This is a genomic window from Adhaeribacter aerolatus, from assembly GCF_007991635.1.
In the GTDB taxonomy this organism is placed as follows: domain Bacteria; phylum Bacteroidota; class Bacteroidia; order Cytophagales; family Hymenobacteraceae; genus Adhaeribacter; species Adhaeribacter aerolatus.
On sequence record NZ_BJYS01000005.1, the window covers coordinates 52,331 to 72,275 of the forward strand.

Here is a 19,945-nt window from a genome sequence, read left to right on the forward strand (position 1 = left end):
ACTTCGGAGTTAAAAAGCTATTCTTTTCCGCCATAGGTCAGATCCACTAAAATCGGAAAATGGTCGGACGGGAATTTACCGTGGTACGTATCGGTCAAAATGCCCCATTTATTAACTTTAAAATGATTTGTAACGAAAATATGGTCGATAATCTGGTCGCCATCTAGCTTATTTCCAAAAGCATTAAAGGAAGCATTATTGGCATAAGGATGAGACACTTGTTTGTACGTATCTTTTAAAACACCCGAGTTGGCAATAGTCAGGTACCACTCACTTTGCTGATCGCCGTTAAAATCGCCGGATAAGATTACCGGCTCTTTACCCGCAATCTCTGCTATTTTGCGTAATAATAGTTTACTGCTCTCGCGGCGGGCTACCTTGCCCTGGTGGTCGAAATGCACGTTAAAAAAGTAGAACTTCTTTTTATTCTTGATGTCCTGCAAATAAACCCAGGAAGCAATGCGGTTACAGCAGGTAGCATCCCAGCCCAGCGAAGGCTTATCGGGTGTTTCGGATAACCAGAAATCACCTTTTTTCAGGAGTTTAAACTTATCTTTCTTGTAAAAAATAGCGGAGTGTTCGCCCTTCTCTTTACCATCATCGCGGCCCAGGCCATAGCGGGCATAAGCCGGCAAAGCATTACTAATATCGTCCAGCTGGTTTTTCAAAGCTTCCTGCGTACCAAAAATATCGAAGTCGTGGAAGCGTATTAAGTTGGCTACCACCGGCGCCCGGTCGGCCCACAGGTTACCCTCATCGTTGGCATTGGCATACCGCACGTTATAAGAACCAACCGTAAGCCCTTGGGCAAAGGTTTGGCCTATTAGGCTAAAGACTAAAAGAAAAGTAAGTAATGTACTCTTAAATTTCATTGGGCAATTCTGTTAGGTTATTTTCAAAAGTAAATTAAGATAATATTCCCCGAATGTATTTTTACTTGTGGTATTATCCAAAATATAAACACTTTCGGGGAATATTTTTAGGGTAAAAAGTTACCAGCCGGTATTCTGCCCAAGACTCGGATTGGTGAGTAAATGTGATTCCGGAATAGGATAGAAATATTTCCGATCTTCCCATTTCCGGGGAATATTGGGCAACCAAATAACCTGACCGCTGTTACCATTAGTTAATTTGTAAGACTCAGTAGCTACATTTACATAGGTAACGCCGCTAATCTGATTTGTTGGGGTCTGTGTGTAAAAGTACACATCAGGTGTACCGTCTTCATTTAAGTCCATTAGTTTATTTGCTTCGGGCACATAAATACCAAGCCAGGGCATTTCCATGAGTTCTCCCCTTTTCCAACGAACAATATCATAGAACCGGAATCCCTCCAGGGCCAGTTCAATGCCTCTTTCACGGCGCACTTCCAATATTACAGGGTTCGAAATATTCGGAAAGTAAGTAGACTGCAGGTAAGGATCAACTACTGTAGGCAAGGTAGTTAACCCGCCCGTAATACCCGCCCGGCTACGCAAAGCCCCAATTGTTTTGGACCAATCGTCGTTGGTAAGTGTACCCAGTTCGGCTTTTGCCTCGGCGTAGTTCAATAATATTTCGGCGTACCGGAAAATAGATACGGCATTGGTATTATTATTTCCGCCATCAATCGCCACATTATCCACACTCCACTTAATGGGCTGATAGCCGGTGTAAGTATAGGTAAAAGCAGGCGGTGCCGCTACCAGGTTTCCGCCGTTGGTTCGCTTGTAACTGCCGGTCCGAATAGTCTGGGCTAACCTTTTGTCCCTGCCTTTTACTTCGTCCATAAACGTTTGGGTCTGATAATCGGCTTCATTCGTATAAGGAGTACCATCAATATTTAAATAGGTATTAATAAAGGGCCGGATAAAGCTGAAACGGGTGCCGGTGGTAGCGCTGGTAAAATACCAGTTAGCCGCATGTCGCACGTTTAAAGCGGTACTGGATACCACCGCCAGCATAATTTCCGCAGAAACCGGTGCATCGCTGATAAATAATTGCCGATACGACAAATCAGTCCCGCCACCACGGTGTAAGCTAAACCGTCCATTGGTCATAACCGTTTGGGAGGCTTCAGCAGCCGCCGTTAACCAAGTGTTGGCGGTATTGACCAAGCCTTTGTCGGTGTGGTATTTCCGGAATGTACCCTCAAATAAGGCAATCCGTGATTTCAGCGCCAATGCCACATCTTTGGTAATTAGAGTGCGCGAAGGGTCGTTAATTGTCTTAATATTCTGGATAGCGAAATTGATATCAGCGAGTACGCTGTCCATTACCAAAGTACGAGGATCGCGGCTGGCATATAATTTGGGGTCGGCTACGTCCAGGGGTTTGTTTACCCAGGGCACATCGCCATATCTCTTAACCTTTTCAAAATAAAACCAAGCTCTGAAAAACCGGGCCAGCCCATTATAGTGTTGTCTTACATCGGCAGCAATTTTAGGATCTTTATTATTTTCCAGAAAGAAATTAATATTGCGCAAGGTACCCCAGCCCCAGTTCCAATCAGCACCGATGGCGATGAGGTCGTAGCCGGAGGCCGACGTATTATCGCTCGTCCGGGAACTATACACATTGCCTGCCCGCAGAAAATCCGGAGCATTTCGCCGAGTCGAGTAATCCGATATGGCATCGGCCTGGTGAATATTATTGGCGCTGGGCAACCAGTCGTAAAACGAGTTGGCATATAACTGTAATCCGCTTTCGCTGCCGAATACGGCATCTTTGTTGGCGGTATCAACCGGCACTTCCTCCAGGTCGCACCCTGCAACCATAAAGGCACAGCATAAAATGAGCCAGCAGTAACTAATCTTTTTACTAAATATATCTTTCATAATTAATTTATTAAGGACTAAGCAATTAAAATGTGACGGATAAACCCAGATTTAGGCTTTTCAGCAGGGGGTAATTATAACCATCACCAGCATTGGAACTGGTAAACAACTGGTCCGAGGGAGCGGTTGCATTCTCCACATCCACATTATCCAGTATCCGGTAAAGCGGCGACCAGGTCCAGAGGTTTTCGCCGGACAGGAATACCCGGCCACCTTTTACTACTTTTAGGCGGGCTACCAAACTCGGCGACAAGTTGTAGCCTATCTGGATATTTTTCAGGCGTACATAGGCCGCATTCATTACATATTTGGTCTGCTGCTCCCGTAAGGTGCCACCACTCCGGTTAGCCAACCGCGATACGTATCTCGGGAAAAAGGAATCCGGATTCTCGGGCGACCAGATGATGCCTTCTTCTAAGTGCCATTTAGGAATATCGCCGTACGGCCGGTTATACTGTCCCCAGAACACATTCGATTCAGCCAGCGGGTACCAATCCTGCTTGCCAACGCCCTGAAAAAATGCAGAGACAAAAAAGTTGCTCCAATCGGCACCCAGGTTTATGCCGTAGGTGTAACGCGGGGCATTATTACCAATAATTACCCGGTCGCCAGGATTAGCTACGGTGTTGTCGCCGGGGCTAATTTTACCGTCGCCATTTACATCTTTAAATTTAATATCGCCGGGTAAGTATTCGCCCCTGGAGGTAGAAAGAAATAAACTTTGGTTAGCATGGCTTTTAATTTCATCGGCCGAAGTAAAAAAGCCTTCGGTTACATATCCCCACATCTCGCCCACCTGCATGCCTTCGTAATAATCATTCAGGAATTTATTGGGGTTATTGTATTTTAATATTTTAGCCTTGTTATCGGCCAGATTAAAACCAACCCGGTAATTAAATGGCTTAGAACCAACCGAAAACTGATCGCGCCAGTTTAGGGTGAATTCCCAACCGGTGGTTCTTAAATCGGCATAATTGCCCTTGGGTGAAGTAGCACCGAAAATGGCAGGCAAAGTCATGCCAATGGTGTACATATCGGTTGTTTCCCGAACATAGGCATCGCCGGAGAACTGTAACTTACCCGAAACCATGGCCAGGTCGGCCCCAATATTCTTGGTAGTGGCAGTTTCCCAGGTAAGGCCGCTGGGCAGTACGGTTGGCCGGCTGGTTTTCTGGGGCAGGATGCCGTTCAGGATGCGGCCGGATTGCGAGATGTTAAAGGTTTCCTGAAAGGCATACGAGTTGATATTACCATTACCCAGCGAACCATAAGAAGCCCGGAATTTTAAATCTGACACAATATTATCGGGCACCGGCCAGAATGGCTCCTGCGAAACGCGCCAGCCTACCGAAACCGAAGGGAAAAAGGCATATCTCTCGTTAGCAGGAAATTTAGAAGAACCATCGTAGCGTCCGTTAAATTCTACCAGGTACCGGTCGCCAAAAATATAGTTTAGCCGCGAAAAACCACCAAAAATCTGCCATCTTTCGTAACCACCGCTGGTCAGAATAGATTGGCCTAATGCTAAATTTATATCGGTAGCATCTTCAAAAATAAGCCCGTTCCGCTGCGTTAAGTTGCGCTGAAACGTAGACTGCTCGTAGTTGGTACCCACCATTGCTTTAAAATAATGCTTTTCCCGGAAGGTATTTTCGTACTCGGCATACAGGTTAGAAGCATTATAATTGGTCCGGTCGTTCACATTCCGGATGTCGTTGTACTGGGTACCCACGTACTCAACTACGCCGGGGGCCGTGCTGTAAGGCACCTGCACCCGTTTGGTAAATTCATCCTGGAATATTTTCTGGAATGTAAAATTACCAATTACCCGGATTTGGTTCTGGAATACTTTTGATTCAAAACCAGTGGTATTCCGAAGAATGCTTCTGCGGGTGTCGATGCCGTTTTTACCGTAATAGAAATCGCCAACAGTATAGGCTGCCGAGTGGGTAAGCGTTCCATCGGGGTTAAGCATGGGGGCCAGCACATGGCCTTCATCGGCAATATTCCGCCAGATACCGGAGCCCTCACCTACGTTTAATGGGTTGTGATAATCCCGGTTCGAATAATCAAAATTGTTGTTTACTTGCAACCAAGGGAACAGTTCGATAGCCCCTCTGGCCCGGAGATTATACGTTTTGAAATCATCTGAATTATAACGGAATAAACCTTCCTGCCCCAGAAAACGCCCCGAGATGGCGAAATTAGCTTTATCGGTACTTCTGGATAATGAAATATTATGCTGATTGGTAAAAAGTTGGTCTTTGTACAAATGTTTATACCAATCGGTATTTTCATAATATACATATCTGCCATCGGGACCAACTTCGGTCTTGGGCAGACTGGGGTCCTTGGATCTTCTTTCCAGTTCCTTTAAATATTCCTGCGAAAAAGTTAAAGTTTTATTTACATTTTGCGGGTAGGTCCCCTCCCAATTATAAAAAGACTCGTTAAATTTTGTAGCCCATAAAAAGCCATCGGTAACATAATTGGGTAGTACAGTAGGTTCTTTGGTACCAAAAGTGGCATCGTAAGTAACCGCAAAAGCATCTTTAGCGGGTGTTTTTGTAGTAATCAGCACCACGCCAAAAGCGCCCCGGGCACCGTAAATAGCCGCCGAAGCCGCGTCTTTCAGCACCGAAATAGAGGCAATATCGTTGGGGTTAAGCATACTGGGATCACCTTCCACACCATCTATCAGAATTAGCGCATTGCCGCCCTGCCCAATAGAAGTAGTTCCCCGGATGTTGATATTAGGCGAAGCATTGGGTTTTCCTTCAACCATGCGGATGTTTACGTTGGGCAATACGCCCTGCAAACCTTGGGTTGCGTTGGGGAGCGGCCGATTCTCAAATGTTTCGCTGCCTATCTGGTCTACTGCACCCGTTAAGTTACCTTTTTTCTGGGTACCATAACCCACCACTACCACTTCTTCCAACGATTTGGCATCGGGCAGCAACTTAATATTTATGACAGTACGGTTATTAATAGGTACTTCCTGGGTTGTAAAACCTATAAAAGAAACTACTAGCATATTAGAACCGCTGGGCACTTGCAAGGCAAAATTACCTTCAGGATTGGTGGTAGTACCAGTATTAGTACCTTTTACTAATACTGTTACCCCCGGAAGCCCTTCTCCCATTTCGCCGGTAACTTTACCAGTAACATTTTGTACTTGTTGAGAAATGGCAGCTATACTGTAACATAAAGCCCACATTAACAACAAACCGGGTTTCCATTTAAAAAAAGGTAGAGTAGTTTTTTTCATAGAGCATAAATTTTTATTAATCTTAATTTCTTCCAGGTTTTAGCAGACACTCCTGCATGTTCAGATAAGGACACGTTTTTTATTTTAAAATAATCTTAAACAACTTATTATAATTTTTATATAATAGTATTTTTGAAGGCAACTTGTGCACAAAATAAGCCTTCTAAAGGCCTCTCGCTTCTATTTAAGCAATTCAAAATAATCAATTTTTTCATTATTTTCATTGTAAACTTCGTACATAATGCGTCTTCCTTGTATTTTCATTATAGCGAAATTGTACATTTTAGCCGAAGAAGTGAAAACCATAGATGGCATATTGCTCCCGCCTAAACCTTGCGGTGAGCCACCAGCAGTACCATTAGTAATATAAACAGTGCCATTCGGGTTTTTATAAACATGCTTATTGGTTAATGGTATAACCTGATTTGCCCGGATAGCTTTATGACGTTCGTATACATGCCGATGTCCGGCCAGGGCTAAATCAACTTTATACTTATCTAATAAAGGTGTAATATGTTCCTGCCAGCCTTTCACATGACTCCAACCAAAAGAATAAAGCGGGTGATGCATATAAATGACAATCCAGGTAATATTTTTATCCTGCCGGGCTTTCGCCAGATCAGCTTCCAGCCACTGGTATTCCGCTGAACCTTTTGCATACCGCCAATTGGTCTGCTTAGCTTCTTCTACCCCTTTGGCATGACCCGAATTAATAGCGACAAAATGTGTATTGCCGTAGTTAAACGAGTAATCCGTGTCCTTACCAGGCAAATTAAATAAATCGTAAAAAATTGGGAAAGGCTCCTGGAAACCAGATTCGTCTAACTCATTATTTACATCGTGATTGCCCGGCACCGGCATAAAAGGAGCAATAACATTAATGGGTTGCGTGGTCTGGAACAGCCGTTGCCAGCTTGGTACCAGCGAGCCAGTATTTACAATATCACCCATGTGTATGGTAAACTGCACCGGGTATTTACGCATTTGCTGCACAATGGCATCTGTCTTCTCAAATTGGGTATTAAATTCATTATCCTGCGTGTCGCCCCACGCCCCTACTATAAATTCCTTCTGGCTGCCTAATGGCGGTGCAGTTTTAAAAGAGTAAACGTCACTCCAGCCATCCTGGTCAGAGCCACATTGGTAAAAATAAGTGGTATTGGCTTTCAGGTTATTTAAACTTGCGTGATAGATATACATTTTACCATCGGCCAGAAATTTATTTATAGCGGGTTGGGCCAGATTTAGCTTTTTATCGGTGCCATATTTTACCCGGCTTTGGGTCTGATTCTCACTTGCCCAGGTTACTACCATGGTGTTGGCAGCGGCATTTTTTTCCGAACTGTTCCAACTCAAATGGATCTGCTGTGGCTGGGCAAAAGAAGCAGTAACATTTCCCAGCACTACCAGAATAAACAGAATTAAATATTTTTGCATGATTTATAAGTATTTTATCAAGGCAACCGCACAAACCTAAGCCAGCCATGGATTGTCTGGTATTCATTTTTCGTACGGTTGCCTTATAATTTTACAAGAAGGTAATTCAAATATATGGTATTCAGAAACCGGCAGGAACTGGCCAAATCCGCCCCTAGTTGCGAAATTATTGCCAGCCTATATTTTGCGGTTTAAGATTAGGATTTGCATCCAATTCGCTCTGCGGTATCGGCCACAACATGTACTGCTCATTAAATATTACCCCGCTTTCATTCCGGTACACCAAAGCATCTTCAAAATGGCCTGTTTTTAAATTATAAACCTTCCGGGTGCGCTGAATATCAAAATAAGCTTTATTCTCGAATGCCAGCTCATGATAGCGTTCGCGCCAGATGGCCTCCCTGAATTCCTCTTTTGTTAAACCGGCGAGAGGTGGCAAATTTGCCCTTTTACGGATCAGGTTAACGGCATCGTAAGCGGCCTGGCTAGGGCCATTTACCTCATTAGAGGCTTCTGCAAAAGTTAAAAGAACTTCCGGGTAACGAAGAATCGTAAAGTTTTGGTCTTCATTGGCATCTCCCCCGGAGCCGGCAGCCTCTACCAACCAATATTTATACAAAGCATATTCGCCAAACTGAATAATAGCGGAGCTGTTCTTTTTAGTGTATTGCGTAAAAAAGAATTGTTTCTCCTGGGCTCTTTTATCATTAGGCTCGTACGATTTTACAAATTCGCTTCTGGGCATAAGAGCCCCATATTCATCTAAAAGAGAAATGCCTATTTTTGATGGTGAGATAGCTTTTATTATATCATTGGTTCTTATTCCTGTTTGGTATTGAACCTGAAAAATCAGTTCGCCCTGGTTTTTGTGAGCCCTGTCGTGTAAGAAATAATAATCTGTAAATAAGCTATACCATCCTGCGTCTATAACTTCTTTAGCCTTATCTGCGGCTAGGGTGTAGTAAGCTGCCCCTTTATTTAAGGGTTTCCCGGCCATTGTTAAATAAACACTGGCCAGTAATGATTTTACGGCGCCTAAAGATGCTTTACCTTTTTTGTCGGTATTGGGCATTCCCGACTTCTCAGCGGCTTGCAAATCGCTTACTACTAGCTCATACACCTTTTCTTTCGGCGAACGCATGGGATAAAGATCAGGACTGGTAAAATTTATGGCATCTGTAATTAAAGGAATATCGCCGTAAAGCCTTACTAAATAATAATAGTACAACGCCCTCAGAAAATAAGCTTCTCCCAGTAAAGAATTCTTAGTCTGTTCGTTCATTGTTATGGCCGGAATGCGGTTGATAGCAACATTAGCATTGGCGATGCCATTGTAAAAACCAACCCACACGGTTTTAAACACCGGCTCTATAGCTGAATTGTTATGACGAATTAAACCATTATTATATAAACTCTGGCCAAGGGTAGTAGCATGACCTACCGGAAACTCAATGGAGGTCCAGGGCGACTCGCCATAGTTAGCATTGGCAGAGGTAAGCATGTGTAAGGTGGGATAAATGCCATTTACTGCTGCTTGCGCCTGGGCCTCGGTGGTAAAATAATTTTCGAGGGTAAGAGCCGATAAGTTTTGCTCATCCAGAAAATCCTTTTTGCAACCCGTTATAAAAGATATAAGCACTATTATTAATGCTGTTTTATTTATGCTTCTCATATTAATTTCTCTAATAAATTATTTAGAATACAGGCTAGAAGTTAACATTCAGGCCAGCCATAAATGTCCGGGGTTTAGGATATTCATAATAAGTAAATCCTTGCGAGAAGGAAAACTCTTCATATGTGGTCACTTCGGGGTCATAGCCGAAATATTTCGTTTTCAGGAAGAAATTTTGACCGGAAGCATAAATCCTCAGATTGTTTAACCCAATTTTAGAAGTAATGGATTGGGGAAGGGTATAACCCAAAACCACGTTTTTTCCGCGAATAAAAGACCCATCTGAAACTTTGCGGCTATCCATATAATAATTATAACCGGCTGCAGTAGGTCTTACCTGTTCAAGTTCTGCATCCTGGTTTTCGGGGGTCCAAGCATCTAAAACGGTGGCAAAACTGTTGGCAAGCCCCTGCCGCGCTTCACCGGAATTTCTGGCCTGGTTAAAAACATCATTGCCTTGCGAGAACTGAATTTCTAAAATGAAATCGAAATTTTTATACCGGAGGCTATTAGCAAAAGTGCCATACAGGTCAGGAATACCTTTACCTAAAATTACCCGGTCCAGCCCGGTAATAACACCATCGTTGTTAATATCCTTTATTCTTAAATCGCCTGGTTTTTGGCCATAAGTTGCGGCTTTATCGGCTTCGGCAGTGCCCCAAATGCCATCGCGTAAATAACCATAAAAAGAACCGGCCGACTCTCCTACTCTCAGAATCAGTCCTTCTTTGGTACCATACAGAATATCTTCGTTATTAACCCCTAACGCCGTAATCTTATTTTTTAAAGTCGATATATTGAAATTAGTCGACCAGGAAAAAACCGAATTCCTGACATTGACAGTATTTAAGGAAAATTCGAAGCCTCTGTTTTCCATGCTGCCAATATTTCTGGTTACTATCGTATAGCCGCTGGTAGCCGGCACTGGTGCATCATACAACAGGTCGTGGGTCTTTTTAACAAAATAATCTGCTTCAACAGAAATCCTGTTATCTAATAATCCTAGATCTATACCAACATCAAATTGCGCTGTTTTTTCCCATTGCAATTCTGGATTAGCCAACCGGCCAATAGCCGAGCCGGACGCTCTAATACCACCAAAAATATAAGAATTGGTACTTAAGTTAGCTTGCGATTTATAGGAACCAATTTCAGAATTACCAGTAAGGCCATAACTTCCGCGTAATTTCAGGTTAGATATGGCACTGCTTTTCATTAAGAAATCTTCATTGGATATTCGCCAGGCAGCCGCAGCAGAAGGGAAAAAAGCGAATTTATTATTTGCCCCGAACCTGGAAGATCCATCTGAACGCCCGGTTACCGTAAACAAATATCTTTCCTTAAAATTATAATTTAATCTACCAAAGTAAGATTGCATTTGAAAAGCATTTGTCGAAGAATTGGGCGCCAAAGGAGTTGCACCGGCACCAAGGTTATTATAAGAATAATAATCATCGGGCATTACACTGGTTATAGCTGCCCAGTTCAGGCTGTTGCTTTTCTGAAGCTCAGTACCCAAAAGCATACTAATGGCGTGGTCTTCATTAATTACTTTATTATAATTTATTCGGTTCGACCATTGCCAGAACTTAGATTCGCTGCTGGTAATTCTAGAATAGTTCTTGCCTAACCCACCCTGCAAATCGGATTTGGTAGTTTTAAAATAGGGGTTAATGTTGTTACCAATATTTACTCCTAGCGTAGAAGTAAATTCTAAATCCTTAATAATTTTGAAGTTGGCATAAGTGTTGCCATTAAAAACATTTGAGTTGTATAATAAATTGTTTTCGTAAATCTGCGCTAAAGGATTATCCCCCTTTTCCAGGCCGGCATAATCACCGCGGTAACCATAAGTTCCATCGGCATGTTTATATGGTATAAACGTTACCATTTCAACCAGTTGGCGCAGCGAATTATTTGAGCCAACATTTTCATCAACCCTCCTTTCGCGGTTATTAGCATAACTTAGGTTCATACCTACTTTCAGCCAATTCTTCATTTGCTGATCTACCACCGCCCGTACATTATACCGTTTCTGAAAACTTTCTTTTACAATACCTTGTTCATCGGCATAACCTAAAAACAATCCGTAATTGGTTTTATCATCACCGCCTGTAAAAGATAAATTATGGCTTTGGCTAATAGCTTTTCTGGTAGTTATATCCTGCCAATCAACATCGTATATGGGTTGCGGCACACCGTTTTCGTCCAGGGTAAAAAGCTCCCGGTTTCCAAGCGTATTATCAACCAGATAATTCTTCCTTTTCGTTACCGGATTCGGGTACTTTCCGGCCGCAAAACCAGCCGGATCAAATTTTGGTGCATTCCTATATTGCTCCTCTTCAATAAATAAGAATTCTTTCGAATTCATTACATCGTATTTTCTATCATTAGGCAGGTAACCCAGGCTTACATAATTATCATAACCAACTAATTTGGCACCTTTTTTACCTCTTTTAGTAGTAACAATTATTACCCCATTGGTACCTCTGGTACCATATATAGCGGTAGAAGAAGCATCCTTCAATACATCTATCGATTCAATATCATTGGGGTTTATGGTATTAATGCCACCTGTCCAGATAATGCCATCAACAACATACAAGGGATCGTTGGCCGCATTAACAGAACTATAGCCCCGAATAGCGATAGCGGTACGGCCACCCGGTCTGCCGGAATTGGTCGATACATTTACCCCGGCAATTCTTCCTGCTAAGGCCTGTTCCAGATTTACAGATGGTCGTTCTGTTAGTTGGCTGGCTTTCACACTTCCTACCGCACCGGTTAAATCAGATTTTTTCTGCGTTCCGTAGCCTACCACCACCACTTCTTCCAGCGCTTTGGTATCGGGTTCCATTCTGATATCTACCGTGGTACGGCCATTAATATTAATTTCTTTAGATACATAACCTATAAAAGAAAAAACCAGTATCGTTTTACTTTCCGGTACGCTTAAACTATAGTTCCCGCCCGCATCTGTAATGGTACCCGTAGCAGTTCCCTTAACGTTTATGCTAACTCCAGGCAGCGGACCACCATTCTCGTCCTGTACCTTGCCCCTTATTTCGGTATCTAAGGGTGTTCTAATACTAGTTTCTTCTTTTACCTCTTCTTTGGGTTTAACCACAATGGTTTTTTCCATCAGGCTATAGGTAAGCGGCTGGCCGTGAAAACAGGCATCCAATACCCGCTCCAATGAGGCTTCTTTAACCGATACGGTTACCGGTTTGGCTTTGCGGAGCAATTCGGTATTATACAAAAACAAGTAGCCACTCTGCCGCCTTATTTCTTTAAATACTTTTTCGAGCGGCGCATTTTGTTCCGAGATAGAAATCTTTTGGGAAAAGGCTTTGGCTTGCACTTGCAAGCAGATTAGGACCAACAGCAAAAGCATTTTGGTCAGCAGCAGGGTTTTAGGCCAAAACTTACCGCTGGGCAAATTCTTTTTCGGTGAGTAAATTAGGTTCATACATTGTGATGGTTAGGTTAGTTAATATTATTTTGTATTAATTCTGATTAGCAGGCTGTAACAGCTACCTGATTTTTGTGTTTATGGAGGTGCGGGGTAGTATAAAGCGATTAATTTGGGCTGTTTGGGTTCTTTAGCCTTTTTTCTTAGCTGATATCAGTACCCTCCTTTCTTTTATTTTATAATCCAGATTGCCGGATACCTGCAGCATTTTTAAGACCTGTTCTATATCGGTACGCCGGGAAATAATACCAGTAAAGTGCCCGCCCGGCACCTCGTCGCCGAAAGAAATATCCACGTTGTACCACCGCTCCAGTTGCCTGGCAATGGTTTTTAAATCCGCATCGTTAAAATGAAATAATCCGTTTTTCCAGGCAATGGCCTCATCCACATCCACCGCACTCAGCTTAATTGCGTCGGTAACATTTGCTTGTTGCCCCGGTTTAATAAATTCGCTGACTTTGCCGTTACTTACCTTTACCGAGCCCTCCAGTAAGGTGGTTTTGGTGGCGCTTTCGTTGGGGTAAGCCATTAAGTTAAAATGGGTACCGAGTACTTCTATGGTTGTATTGCTGGCAGTAACCAGAAACGGCTGGTCTTTCTTTTTTGTGATTTCAAAATAGCCTTCGCCGGTTAAGGTAACTGCCCGCTCATGGCCTGGGAAGGCAGTCGGGAAACGCAACGCAGAAGCCGAATTAAGCCATACTTTACTACCATCCGGCAGAACCACCTGGTACTGCTCGCCAATCGGCGTAGTAATTATATTGTAAGCAACCTTTGGTTGCGAGACCGTATTATCAGCTACCCGGAATATTACCTGCCCATCCTTTTTTTCTATTTTTATTCCGTTTATCTCCTGCACTGTGCCATCGGCAATATCATTCAGTAATATTTCCGTTCCGTCGGCTAAAGAAAGTTTTACCTGGTTTATATCCGTTTTAACTTCCTTTCTTACTTCTTTAGGCTTATTTACAGCTATAGCAGGCGCTTTATCCGGGAATTTAACCAGTGCAAAAACTATCGCGATACCCATTAACAAGGCTACAGCCGCGGCAAATCGCCAGGCTAGTGGCTTTTGCCATAAACTTACCGGCGGGGCAGAATTAACAGTTTTAGCGGCAATTTTCTGCCAGGCGTTTTCAGTATTTAACGAAGAAAAAAAGGTCAGTTCCGGCTCTAAACGCTGCTCCTGCCTAAACAAATCAAGCAGTTCAGAATTTTGCGCATCGGTGGCTAGCCAATTATCTAATATTTCCTGCTCCTGCGGGGTCAGAGTTTGCGAGAGCGATTTTAAAATCAGTTCGGAAATCAGGAATGGGATGTAATTTTCTGCCATATGGGTGCTTCTGAACTGTAAGACACCTTGGTCGGCCAATAGGGTGAAAAGGAAAATACTTTTTTTATTTTTAGAAGCAGGTAGGTAAAGAGGCGGGAGCAGTATAACTAGCTATTACTGTGAAATAAAATCCTGATTATGGTTATAAAGAAATGGCTTCTTACCCCAGTAAGAAGCCCAGAAACAAACCAAAAATTTCGGGATTAAGGCGCAACCGCAGCAATTGGAGGCTACGTTGTTTCTGGGTTTTAACCGTATTTACTGATATACCTAATTCTTCGGCTATTTCCTGGTTATTTTTGCCTTCGAGGTAGCCTAAGCGAGATATTTGTTGACAACCAGCCGGTAAAGTCTGAATAGCACGGTGGAGTTCCGATACAACTTCGGCCCGAATCATTAGCTGAAGAATACTTGTTTCACCGGGTAAGGTTCTTTCCAGTGTGTCTTTATACTTTTCTTCCACTTTCTGATGCCGCAATACATTTAGACTGGCATTCTTAACAGCACTATACAGATAGCTTTTAATAGCTTGATTGCCGGTTTCTGTGTCTTCTCTGCCGTGCCAGTATTTAATAAATGCCTCCTGTACGATATCTTCGGCCGCATCTTTGTCTTTTATTAGCTGAAAGGAAAAATAAACCAGACGTGTATAATATTCCTTAAAGAGTTGCTCCAGACTTAATTCTTGGTTAAAAGATATGGATGAATCCTGCTTTAGAATGTTATCGTTCTCACTCATATCTCACCGCATTTTGTTTATTTTACTCATTTCATATTTAAAAAAGCCTTTTGTTCATATGCAATAAGTAAGAAATTCTTTTGCTAAGAAGGGGCAAGTTTTTTTGATACTTTAAGGTAAAGAATAAAACTTAGTAATTCAATTTTTAAAAACATCTATAAGTTTAAAAACCAATTTATGAAAATTTAAGATATAAAGTCCCATAACTATTCAAATCAATAAGCCGCCATTTCTGAAACGCCAATGCAGAAATTGTTTATTCTAATTTGTATAGAATAAGTACTACCTAAATACCCGGTCTTTTAATAAATTGCTGATTCAGCTTGCTGTTGCGGTAGCCATAAATAAAATATACTACTAAGCCCAGCCCCAGCCAGATTAAAAAGCGGCTCCAGTTGGTGATGCCCAGTTCGGTCATGAGGTAGAGGTTGGTAATAAGCCCCAGTACCGGTATCAGCGACAGGCTGCGCAGAAAGGATAGTATGGTGATAACAATACAAAATAGGATAAATCCGATCAAGGGGATTTTGTGTTTAAAAACGTCCCAGCCGCTTTCGGTGCCATCGGTTAAACTAAAAAAGTTTTGCAGGCCAGTTGGGTTAAAGGTTAACAACAGCCCTACTACGGTCACCATCAGCAAGGGCACCAGGTATTTACCGTTGTAATAGGGCACTTTAAACCCGGATCGGCCTTTATGCTGGCCGGTATTATCCATCAGCAGAATGCCGCCACAAACCAGTACAAAGGCAAACAAAGTCCCAATACTGGTCAGGTCGGTTACTTCGGTCAGGTTCATAAACAAAGCCGGTACAGCCACTACAATACCCGTAACAATAGTAGAAAAGGAAGGCGTTTTGTAGCGCGGGTGTAAGCGGGCGAAAACTTTTGGCAGCAACCCATCGCGGCTCATCGCCATCCAGATGCGGGGTTGCCCCAACTGAAACACGAGTAAAACACTGGTCATGGCTACTACGGCACTCACGGCCACCACCCCTGAAACAAAATTTAAGCCTACCCGCTCAAACACATAAGCCAATGGGTCGCCGACGGCTAATTCTGAAAAGGGTACCATGCCGGTTAATACCAGCGCCACCAGCACATACAGCACCGTACAAATAATTAAGGCATAAATCATGGCCCGGGGCAAGTCGCGTTGCGGGTTCCGGCACTCTTCGGCGGTAGTAGAAATAGCATCGAAACCGATGTAAGCAAAAAATACTGCAGATACGCCTTTTAAAATACCGCCAAGGCCATTGGGCGCAAAAGGGCTCCAGTTCGTTGGCTTTATGTAAAACATACCCACCAGAATAACCAGCACAATCACCAGCAATTTCAGCAGCACCAACAAGTTAGCCGTTCGTTTAGATTCTTTAATGCCCACATAAACCAGGTAGGTAATAAGTACTACAATCAGCAATGCGGGGAAATCGGCTACCAGGGGCAGACTGCCGAGGCGGGGTGCATTGACCCAGGCTTCGTGGGCAGCTTGTAAGCCAGGCGTTAACTGGGCGAAAGCCGTGCCGCCGGCCATTAAGGTTTCCGCTTCGTCAAAACCCCGCGAGGCACTCAAAAAATCCATGGTCAGGTAAGCCGGTATGTGTACTCCAACCCCGTTTAATAAACCCGTAAAATAATCGGACCACGAAATAGCTACGGCAATATTGCCAATGGCATATTCCATTAATAAATCCCAGCCAATGATCCAGGCAATCAGTTCGCCGAAAGAAGTGTAGGCGTAAGTATAAGCGCTGCCGGCTACTGGCAACGTAGAGGCAAACTGGGCGTAACACAATGCCGAAAAAGCGCAGGCAATGGCCGTAAAAATAAATAACAACGCAACTCCCGGGCCACCGGCTGCACTGGCATTGCCAATGGTACTGAATATGCCGGCCCCAATTACGGCGGCAATACCCAAAGCTACCAGGTCGCGCAAGGTTAAATTCTTTACCAGGCTAATCCCGTGCCCTTCCTGCCCTTCGGCCTGCAAATCGGCCAGCATTACATTTATATCTTTCTTCCGGAAAAGATTTTTAAAACCCATGAACGCTCTAAATTAAAGGCAAAAGTTAAGGAATAATTTTTTAACAATCGCCAGCAGCTACCCAAACCCCGTTCACAAATAAACCTGCTTGTATGATTAGGCACCGCGTTACAACAAAACGGCTGTTATGCCGGCAGAAAAAATATTACCAAACAGGTTAGCGTGCCGCCTGTTTTGATAATACCGAAAATTGGATTTTAAATTATTCCTCAGCGATTGAGTAATAACCGAAACGTGGTGCCTTTGCCGACTTCGGACCATTTCACAAAAAGCTTACCTTCGTGGTAGTTTTCGATGATGCGTTTGGCCAGGGCCAGGCCTAAGCCCCACCCCCGCTTTTTGGTGGTATAACCCGGCAAAAACACATCGTTTACTTTGGTTTTGGGAATACCTTTACCCGTATCGCGGATGTCGATAGCAATATTATTCTTACCGGCGTAAGATAAGGTCAGGTCAATTTTGCCTTTTCCCTCCATGGCATCAATGGCATTTTTGCAGATATTTTCGATTACCCACTCAAACAAAGGAATATTTACCTTGGCGGGGGTATCGGGCGGAAACTCGGCTTTGATATTAAACTCTACTTTTCTGGAAACCCGATTTTGCAGGTATGCAATGGCATTTTGCGTTACCCGCAAAATATTTTCGTCTTTCAGCGCCGGCACCGACCCAATATTGGAAAAGCGTTCGGTAATTATTTCGAGACGTTTTACGTCTTTGCCGAGTTCTTCCACAATAGGTTCCTCGGCAAACTTAGGGCTCGCTTTTAAATATTCGTACCAGGCCATTAACGACGAAAGCGGCGTACCCAGCTGGTGGGCGGTTTCTTTGGCCAGTCCTACCCACACCCGGTTTTGCTCGGCCTTACGCGAATAACTAAACGTAAAATAGGCCATCAGAAAAAAACAGGCCATTACGGTAAGCTGCACATAAGGGTAGTAGCGCAACTGCACCAGCAAGTCCGAATCTTTGTAAAAAATATAATTTATATCTTCTTTGTTATCGCCAAAACTTACCACAATGGGCTCGTGCTGGGTTTTCATTGTTTGAATTTCGCGGCGCAGAAAAGCTTCCTTCCGGCTTTCAGAAATATTGGCCGGCAGGTTCAGGTTAAGCAAGCTGATAACCTTTTCGTTTGCATCTGTCAGGATAACCGGCACCGATTTATTCGCCGTGATAACTTCTTCCAGAATAAAAACCAGGTTGTCTTCTTTTCCGGTGTTTTTAATGATAAATTCCTGGCCTTTGGCATATAAATCAATGAGTTGCTGTTCGCGTTCGGCTAATTTAGAAACCAGCACATTGGTGTAAACCACCGTGGCAGCGCCTATAACCAACGCCACTAAAAGTAACAATAATTTTATCCGGGATTTTTGAGAATAAATTGGGAGCATTTTTTGTTGGTAAACAACCGCTGGCTTAGTGCCGCAGTTATTTCATAGATTAGAAAATATTAATGGTAGCCAAAGCACTAAATAAACGTAATCATTGTTTAAAAGTATATATAGAATAAAATTAGCGCCGGTATATTATTAATATTTAAGGCTTAATTTCCGGCATTTATTAATAATTTTCTGGCATTGATAATAGTAAATTAAATATTTAAAGAAATTTAGTTTTACTTTACCACATCTACCTGTTAATTTTGCAGGCTTAGTTTTAGGACTTGAACATGCTTCACAACTTCAAGGCAGTAACCTTATCGTATAAAAAAGCCCCTTTAGACATTCGGGAGCTAATTGCTTTAGACGAACCGTCGTGTAAGCAATTTCTGGGTACACTAAAGGATTTTATCCAGGCCGGCGATATTCTGGTATTATCTACCTGCAACCGCACCGAAGTTTATTATACTGCCGATGTAGATTACAGCCAGGAAATCATAAAATTACTGGGTATTCAGAAAGGCATTGCGCAAATAACCAAATACCTGGATTATTTTACTATTATCAATACGCACCAGGATGCGGTACAGCATTTATTTGACGTATCGATGGGCCTGGACGCCCAGGTAGTAGGCGATATCCAGATTTCGAACCAGGTAAAACAAGCTTACCAGTGGGCAGCCGATAACGAAACAGCCGGGCCGTTTTTACACCGTTTACTGCATACTATTTTCTTTACAAATAAACGCGTAGTACAGGAAACCTCTTTCCGCGATGGTGCCGCCTCTACGTCTTACGCCACCGTTGAACTGGTAGAAGAATTAACCAACGATATTGACAATCCCCGCATTTTAGTAGTAGGTATTGGCGAAATTGGCGCTGATGTTTGCCGCAACTTAAAAGACTCGTCGGTACTGAACAATGTAGTTATTACCAACCGCACCACCTCCAAAGCGCAGTTGCTGGCCGATGAGTGCGGATTTGAGGTTCTACCTTTCGAAAATCTGGTGCAGGGCCTGAAAGAAGCCGATGTGGTGATTTCATCTATCTCGCGCGATACGCCATTTTTCACGACCGAAATGGTGAAGCGCCTGGAGGTGTTGTCGTACAAGTTTTTTATAGATTTATCGGTACCCCGCAGCATCGAAGCCGAAGTAGAGAATATTCCGGGCGTACTGGTTTACAACATAGATACCATTCAGAATAAAGCCTCCGCAGCGCTGGAGCAACGGCTGGCTTCGGTGCCTAAAGTAAAACAAATTATTTCCGAATCTATTGAGCAGTTCCAGGACTGGACCAAGGAGATGGTGGTATCGCCTACCATTCATAAACTAAAGAATGCGCTGGAAAATATCCGCCAGGAAGAACTGGCCCGCCATTTAAAGAAATTAACTCCTGCCGAAACCAAGCTGATAGACGATGTAACGCGCAATATTATGCAGAAAATAATAAAGCTGCCGGTATTGCAATTAAAAGCCGCCTGCAAACGCGGTGAGGCCGAAACGCTGATTGATGTGCTGAACGATTTGTTTAATCTGGAAAATCAGCCCGAACCTACCCAAAAATAGATATTATTTTATAGAACAAAAAAAGCGGCTGGGGTAAAACTTGGCCGCTTTTTTGCGCGCTATACCGAATATAGTGCAGAATAATTACCTCCCTTGTGGACAGACAAAGGGCGACAGAGCTAACGCCGGCGACCGTTTATTCATTGACTTGGCACCAATTCTTCTGCTACAGCTGTGCTAATTATAAATATACAGCATAAGTGTTTAACCCTGTGAG

Annotated in this window: 11 protein-coding genes; 1 reads left to right on the forward strand and 10 read right to left on the reverse strand. The window is 43.2% G+C overall.

The annotated features are described in order from the left end of the window. Positions 1-17 precede the first annotated feature (17 nt). The 10 genes from AAE02nite_RS05045 to AAE02nite_RS05090 all read right to left on the reverse strand — a co-directional run bounded on the left by AAE02nite_RS05045 (position 18) and on the right by AAE02nite_RS05090 (position 18,172). Positions 18-872 carry an endonuclease/exonuclease/phosphatase family protein gene (locus AAE02nite_RS05045; protein WP_146895555.1) on the reverse strand — a complete coding sequence of 285 codons (855 nt, stop codon included), beginning with the start codon at positions 870-872 and terminating at the stop codon, positions 18-20. A 120-nt stretch (positions 873-992) separates the two neighbouring features. Then, positions 993-2,816, reverse strand: coding sequence for a RagB/SusD family nutrient uptake outer membrane protein (locus AAE02nite_RS05050; protein WP_174761919.1), 1,824 nt, complete (start codon positions 2,814-2,816; stop codon positions 993-995). 25 nt (positions 2,817-2,841) lie between these two features. Continuing rightward, positions 2,842-6,084: a SusC/RagA family TonB-linked outer membrane protein gene (locus AAE02nite_RS05055; protein ID WP_146895557.1), complete on the reverse strand. Its 3,243-nt coding sequence runs from the start codon at positions 6,082-6,084 to the stop codon at positions 2,842-2,844. Positions 6,085-6,264: 180 nt separating this feature from the next. Next, positions 6,265-7,521 carry a purple acid phosphatase family protein gene (locus AAE02nite_RS05060; protein ID WP_146895559.1) on the reverse strand — a complete coding sequence of 419 codons (1,257 nt, stop codon included), beginning with the start codon at positions 7,519-7,521 and terminating at the stop codon, positions 6,265-6,267. Positions 7,522-7,687: 166 nt separating this feature from the next. Then, positions 7,688-9,160, reverse strand: coding sequence for a RagB/SusD family nutrient uptake outer membrane protein (locus AAE02nite_RS05065; RefSeq protein WP_218033442.1), 1,473 nt, complete (start codon positions 9,158-9,160; stop codon positions 7,688-7,690). A gap of 67 nt (positions 9,161-9,227) precedes the next feature. After that, the gene (locus AAE02nite_RS05070; RefSeq protein WP_218033443.1) at positions 9,228-12,662 is read right to left on the reverse strand and encodes a TonB-dependent receptor; all 3,435 of its coding nucleotides are present in this window, start codon (positions 12,660-12,662) and stop codon (positions 9,228-9,230) included. 133 nt (positions 12,663-12,795) lie between these two features. Continuing rightward, entirely contained in the window at positions 12,796-13,998 is a 1,203-nt protein-coding gene (locus AAE02nite_RS05075; protein ID WP_146895561.1) for a FecR domain-containing protein, read from the reverse strand. A gap of 160 nt (positions 13,999-14,158) precedes the next feature. After that, positions 14,159-14,737: an RNA polymerase sigma-70 factor gene (locus tag AAE02nite_RS05080; RefSeq protein WP_146895563.1), complete on the reverse strand. Its 579-nt coding sequence runs from the start codon at positions 14,735-14,737 to the stop codon at positions 14,159-14,161. A gap of 286 nt (positions 14,738-15,023) precedes the next feature. Then, complete coding sequence (locus AAE02nite_RS05085; protein WP_146895564.1) at positions 15,024-16,778, reverse strand: amino acid permease; 1,755 nt, start codon at positions 16,776-16,778, stop codon at positions 15,024-15,026. A 209-nt stretch (positions 16,779-16,987) separates the two neighbouring features. Beyond that, complete coding sequence (locus tag AAE02nite_RS05090; RefSeq protein WP_146895566.1) at positions 16,988-18,172, reverse strand: sensor histidine kinase; 1,185 nt, start codon at positions 18,170-18,172, stop codon at positions 16,988-16,990. Positions 18,173-18,450: 278 nt separating this feature from the next. Between AAE02nite_RS05090 and hemA the strand changes: the two genes are divergently transcribed. Further along, a complete protein-coding gene (hemA, locus tag AAE02nite_RS05095) occupies positions 18,451-19,728 on the forward strand; it encodes a glutamyl-tRNA reductase (protein ID WP_146895568.1) in 1,278 nt (425 codons plus the stop codon). The last annotated feature ends 217 nt before the right edge of the window (positions 19,729-19,945 follow it).

Excerpts from the sequence above, each read along its gene's own strand:
- AAE02nite_RS05045 (WP_146895555.1), bottom strand. The coding sequence starts at position 872 with ATGAAATTTAAGAGTACATTACTTACTTTTCTTTTAGTCTTTAGCCTA.
- AAE02nite_RS05050 (WP_174761919.1), bottom strand. The coding sequence starts at position 2,816 with ATGAAAGATATATTTAGTAAAAAGATTAGTTACTGCTGGCTCATTTTA.
- AAE02nite_RS05055 (WP_146895557.1), bottom strand. The coding sequence starts at position 6,084 with ATGAAAAAAACTACTCTACCTTTTTTTAAATGGAAACCCGGTTTGTTG.
- AAE02nite_RS05060 (WP_146895559.1), bottom strand. The coding sequence starts at position 7,521 with ATGCAAAAATATTTAATTCTGTTTATTCTGGTAGTGCTGGGAAATGTT.
- AAE02nite_RS05070 (WP_218033443.1), bottom strand. The coding sequence starts at position 12,662 with ATGAACCTAATTTACTCACCGAAAAAGAATTTGCCCAGCGGTAAGTTT.
- AAE02nite_RS05075 (WP_146895561.1), bottom strand. The coding sequence starts at position 13,998 with ATGGCAGAAAATTACATCCCATTCCTGATTTCCGAACTGATTTTAAAA.
- AAE02nite_RS05080 (WP_146895563.1), bottom strand. The coding sequence starts at position 14,737 with ATGAGTGAGAACGATAACATTCTAAAGCAGGATTCATCCATATCTTTT.
- AAE02nite_RS05085 (WP_146895564.1), bottom strand. The coding sequence starts at position 16,778 with ATGGGTTTTAAAAATCTTTTCCGGAAGAAAGATATAAATGTAATGCTG.
- AAE02nite_RS05090 (WP_146895566.1), bottom strand. The coding sequence starts at position 18,172 with ATGCTCCCAATTTATTCTCAAAAATCCCGGATAAAATTATTGTTACTT.
- hemA (WP_146895568.1), top strand. The coding sequence starts at position 18,451 with ATGCTTCACAACTTCAAGGCAGTAACCTTATCGTATAAAAAAGCCCCT.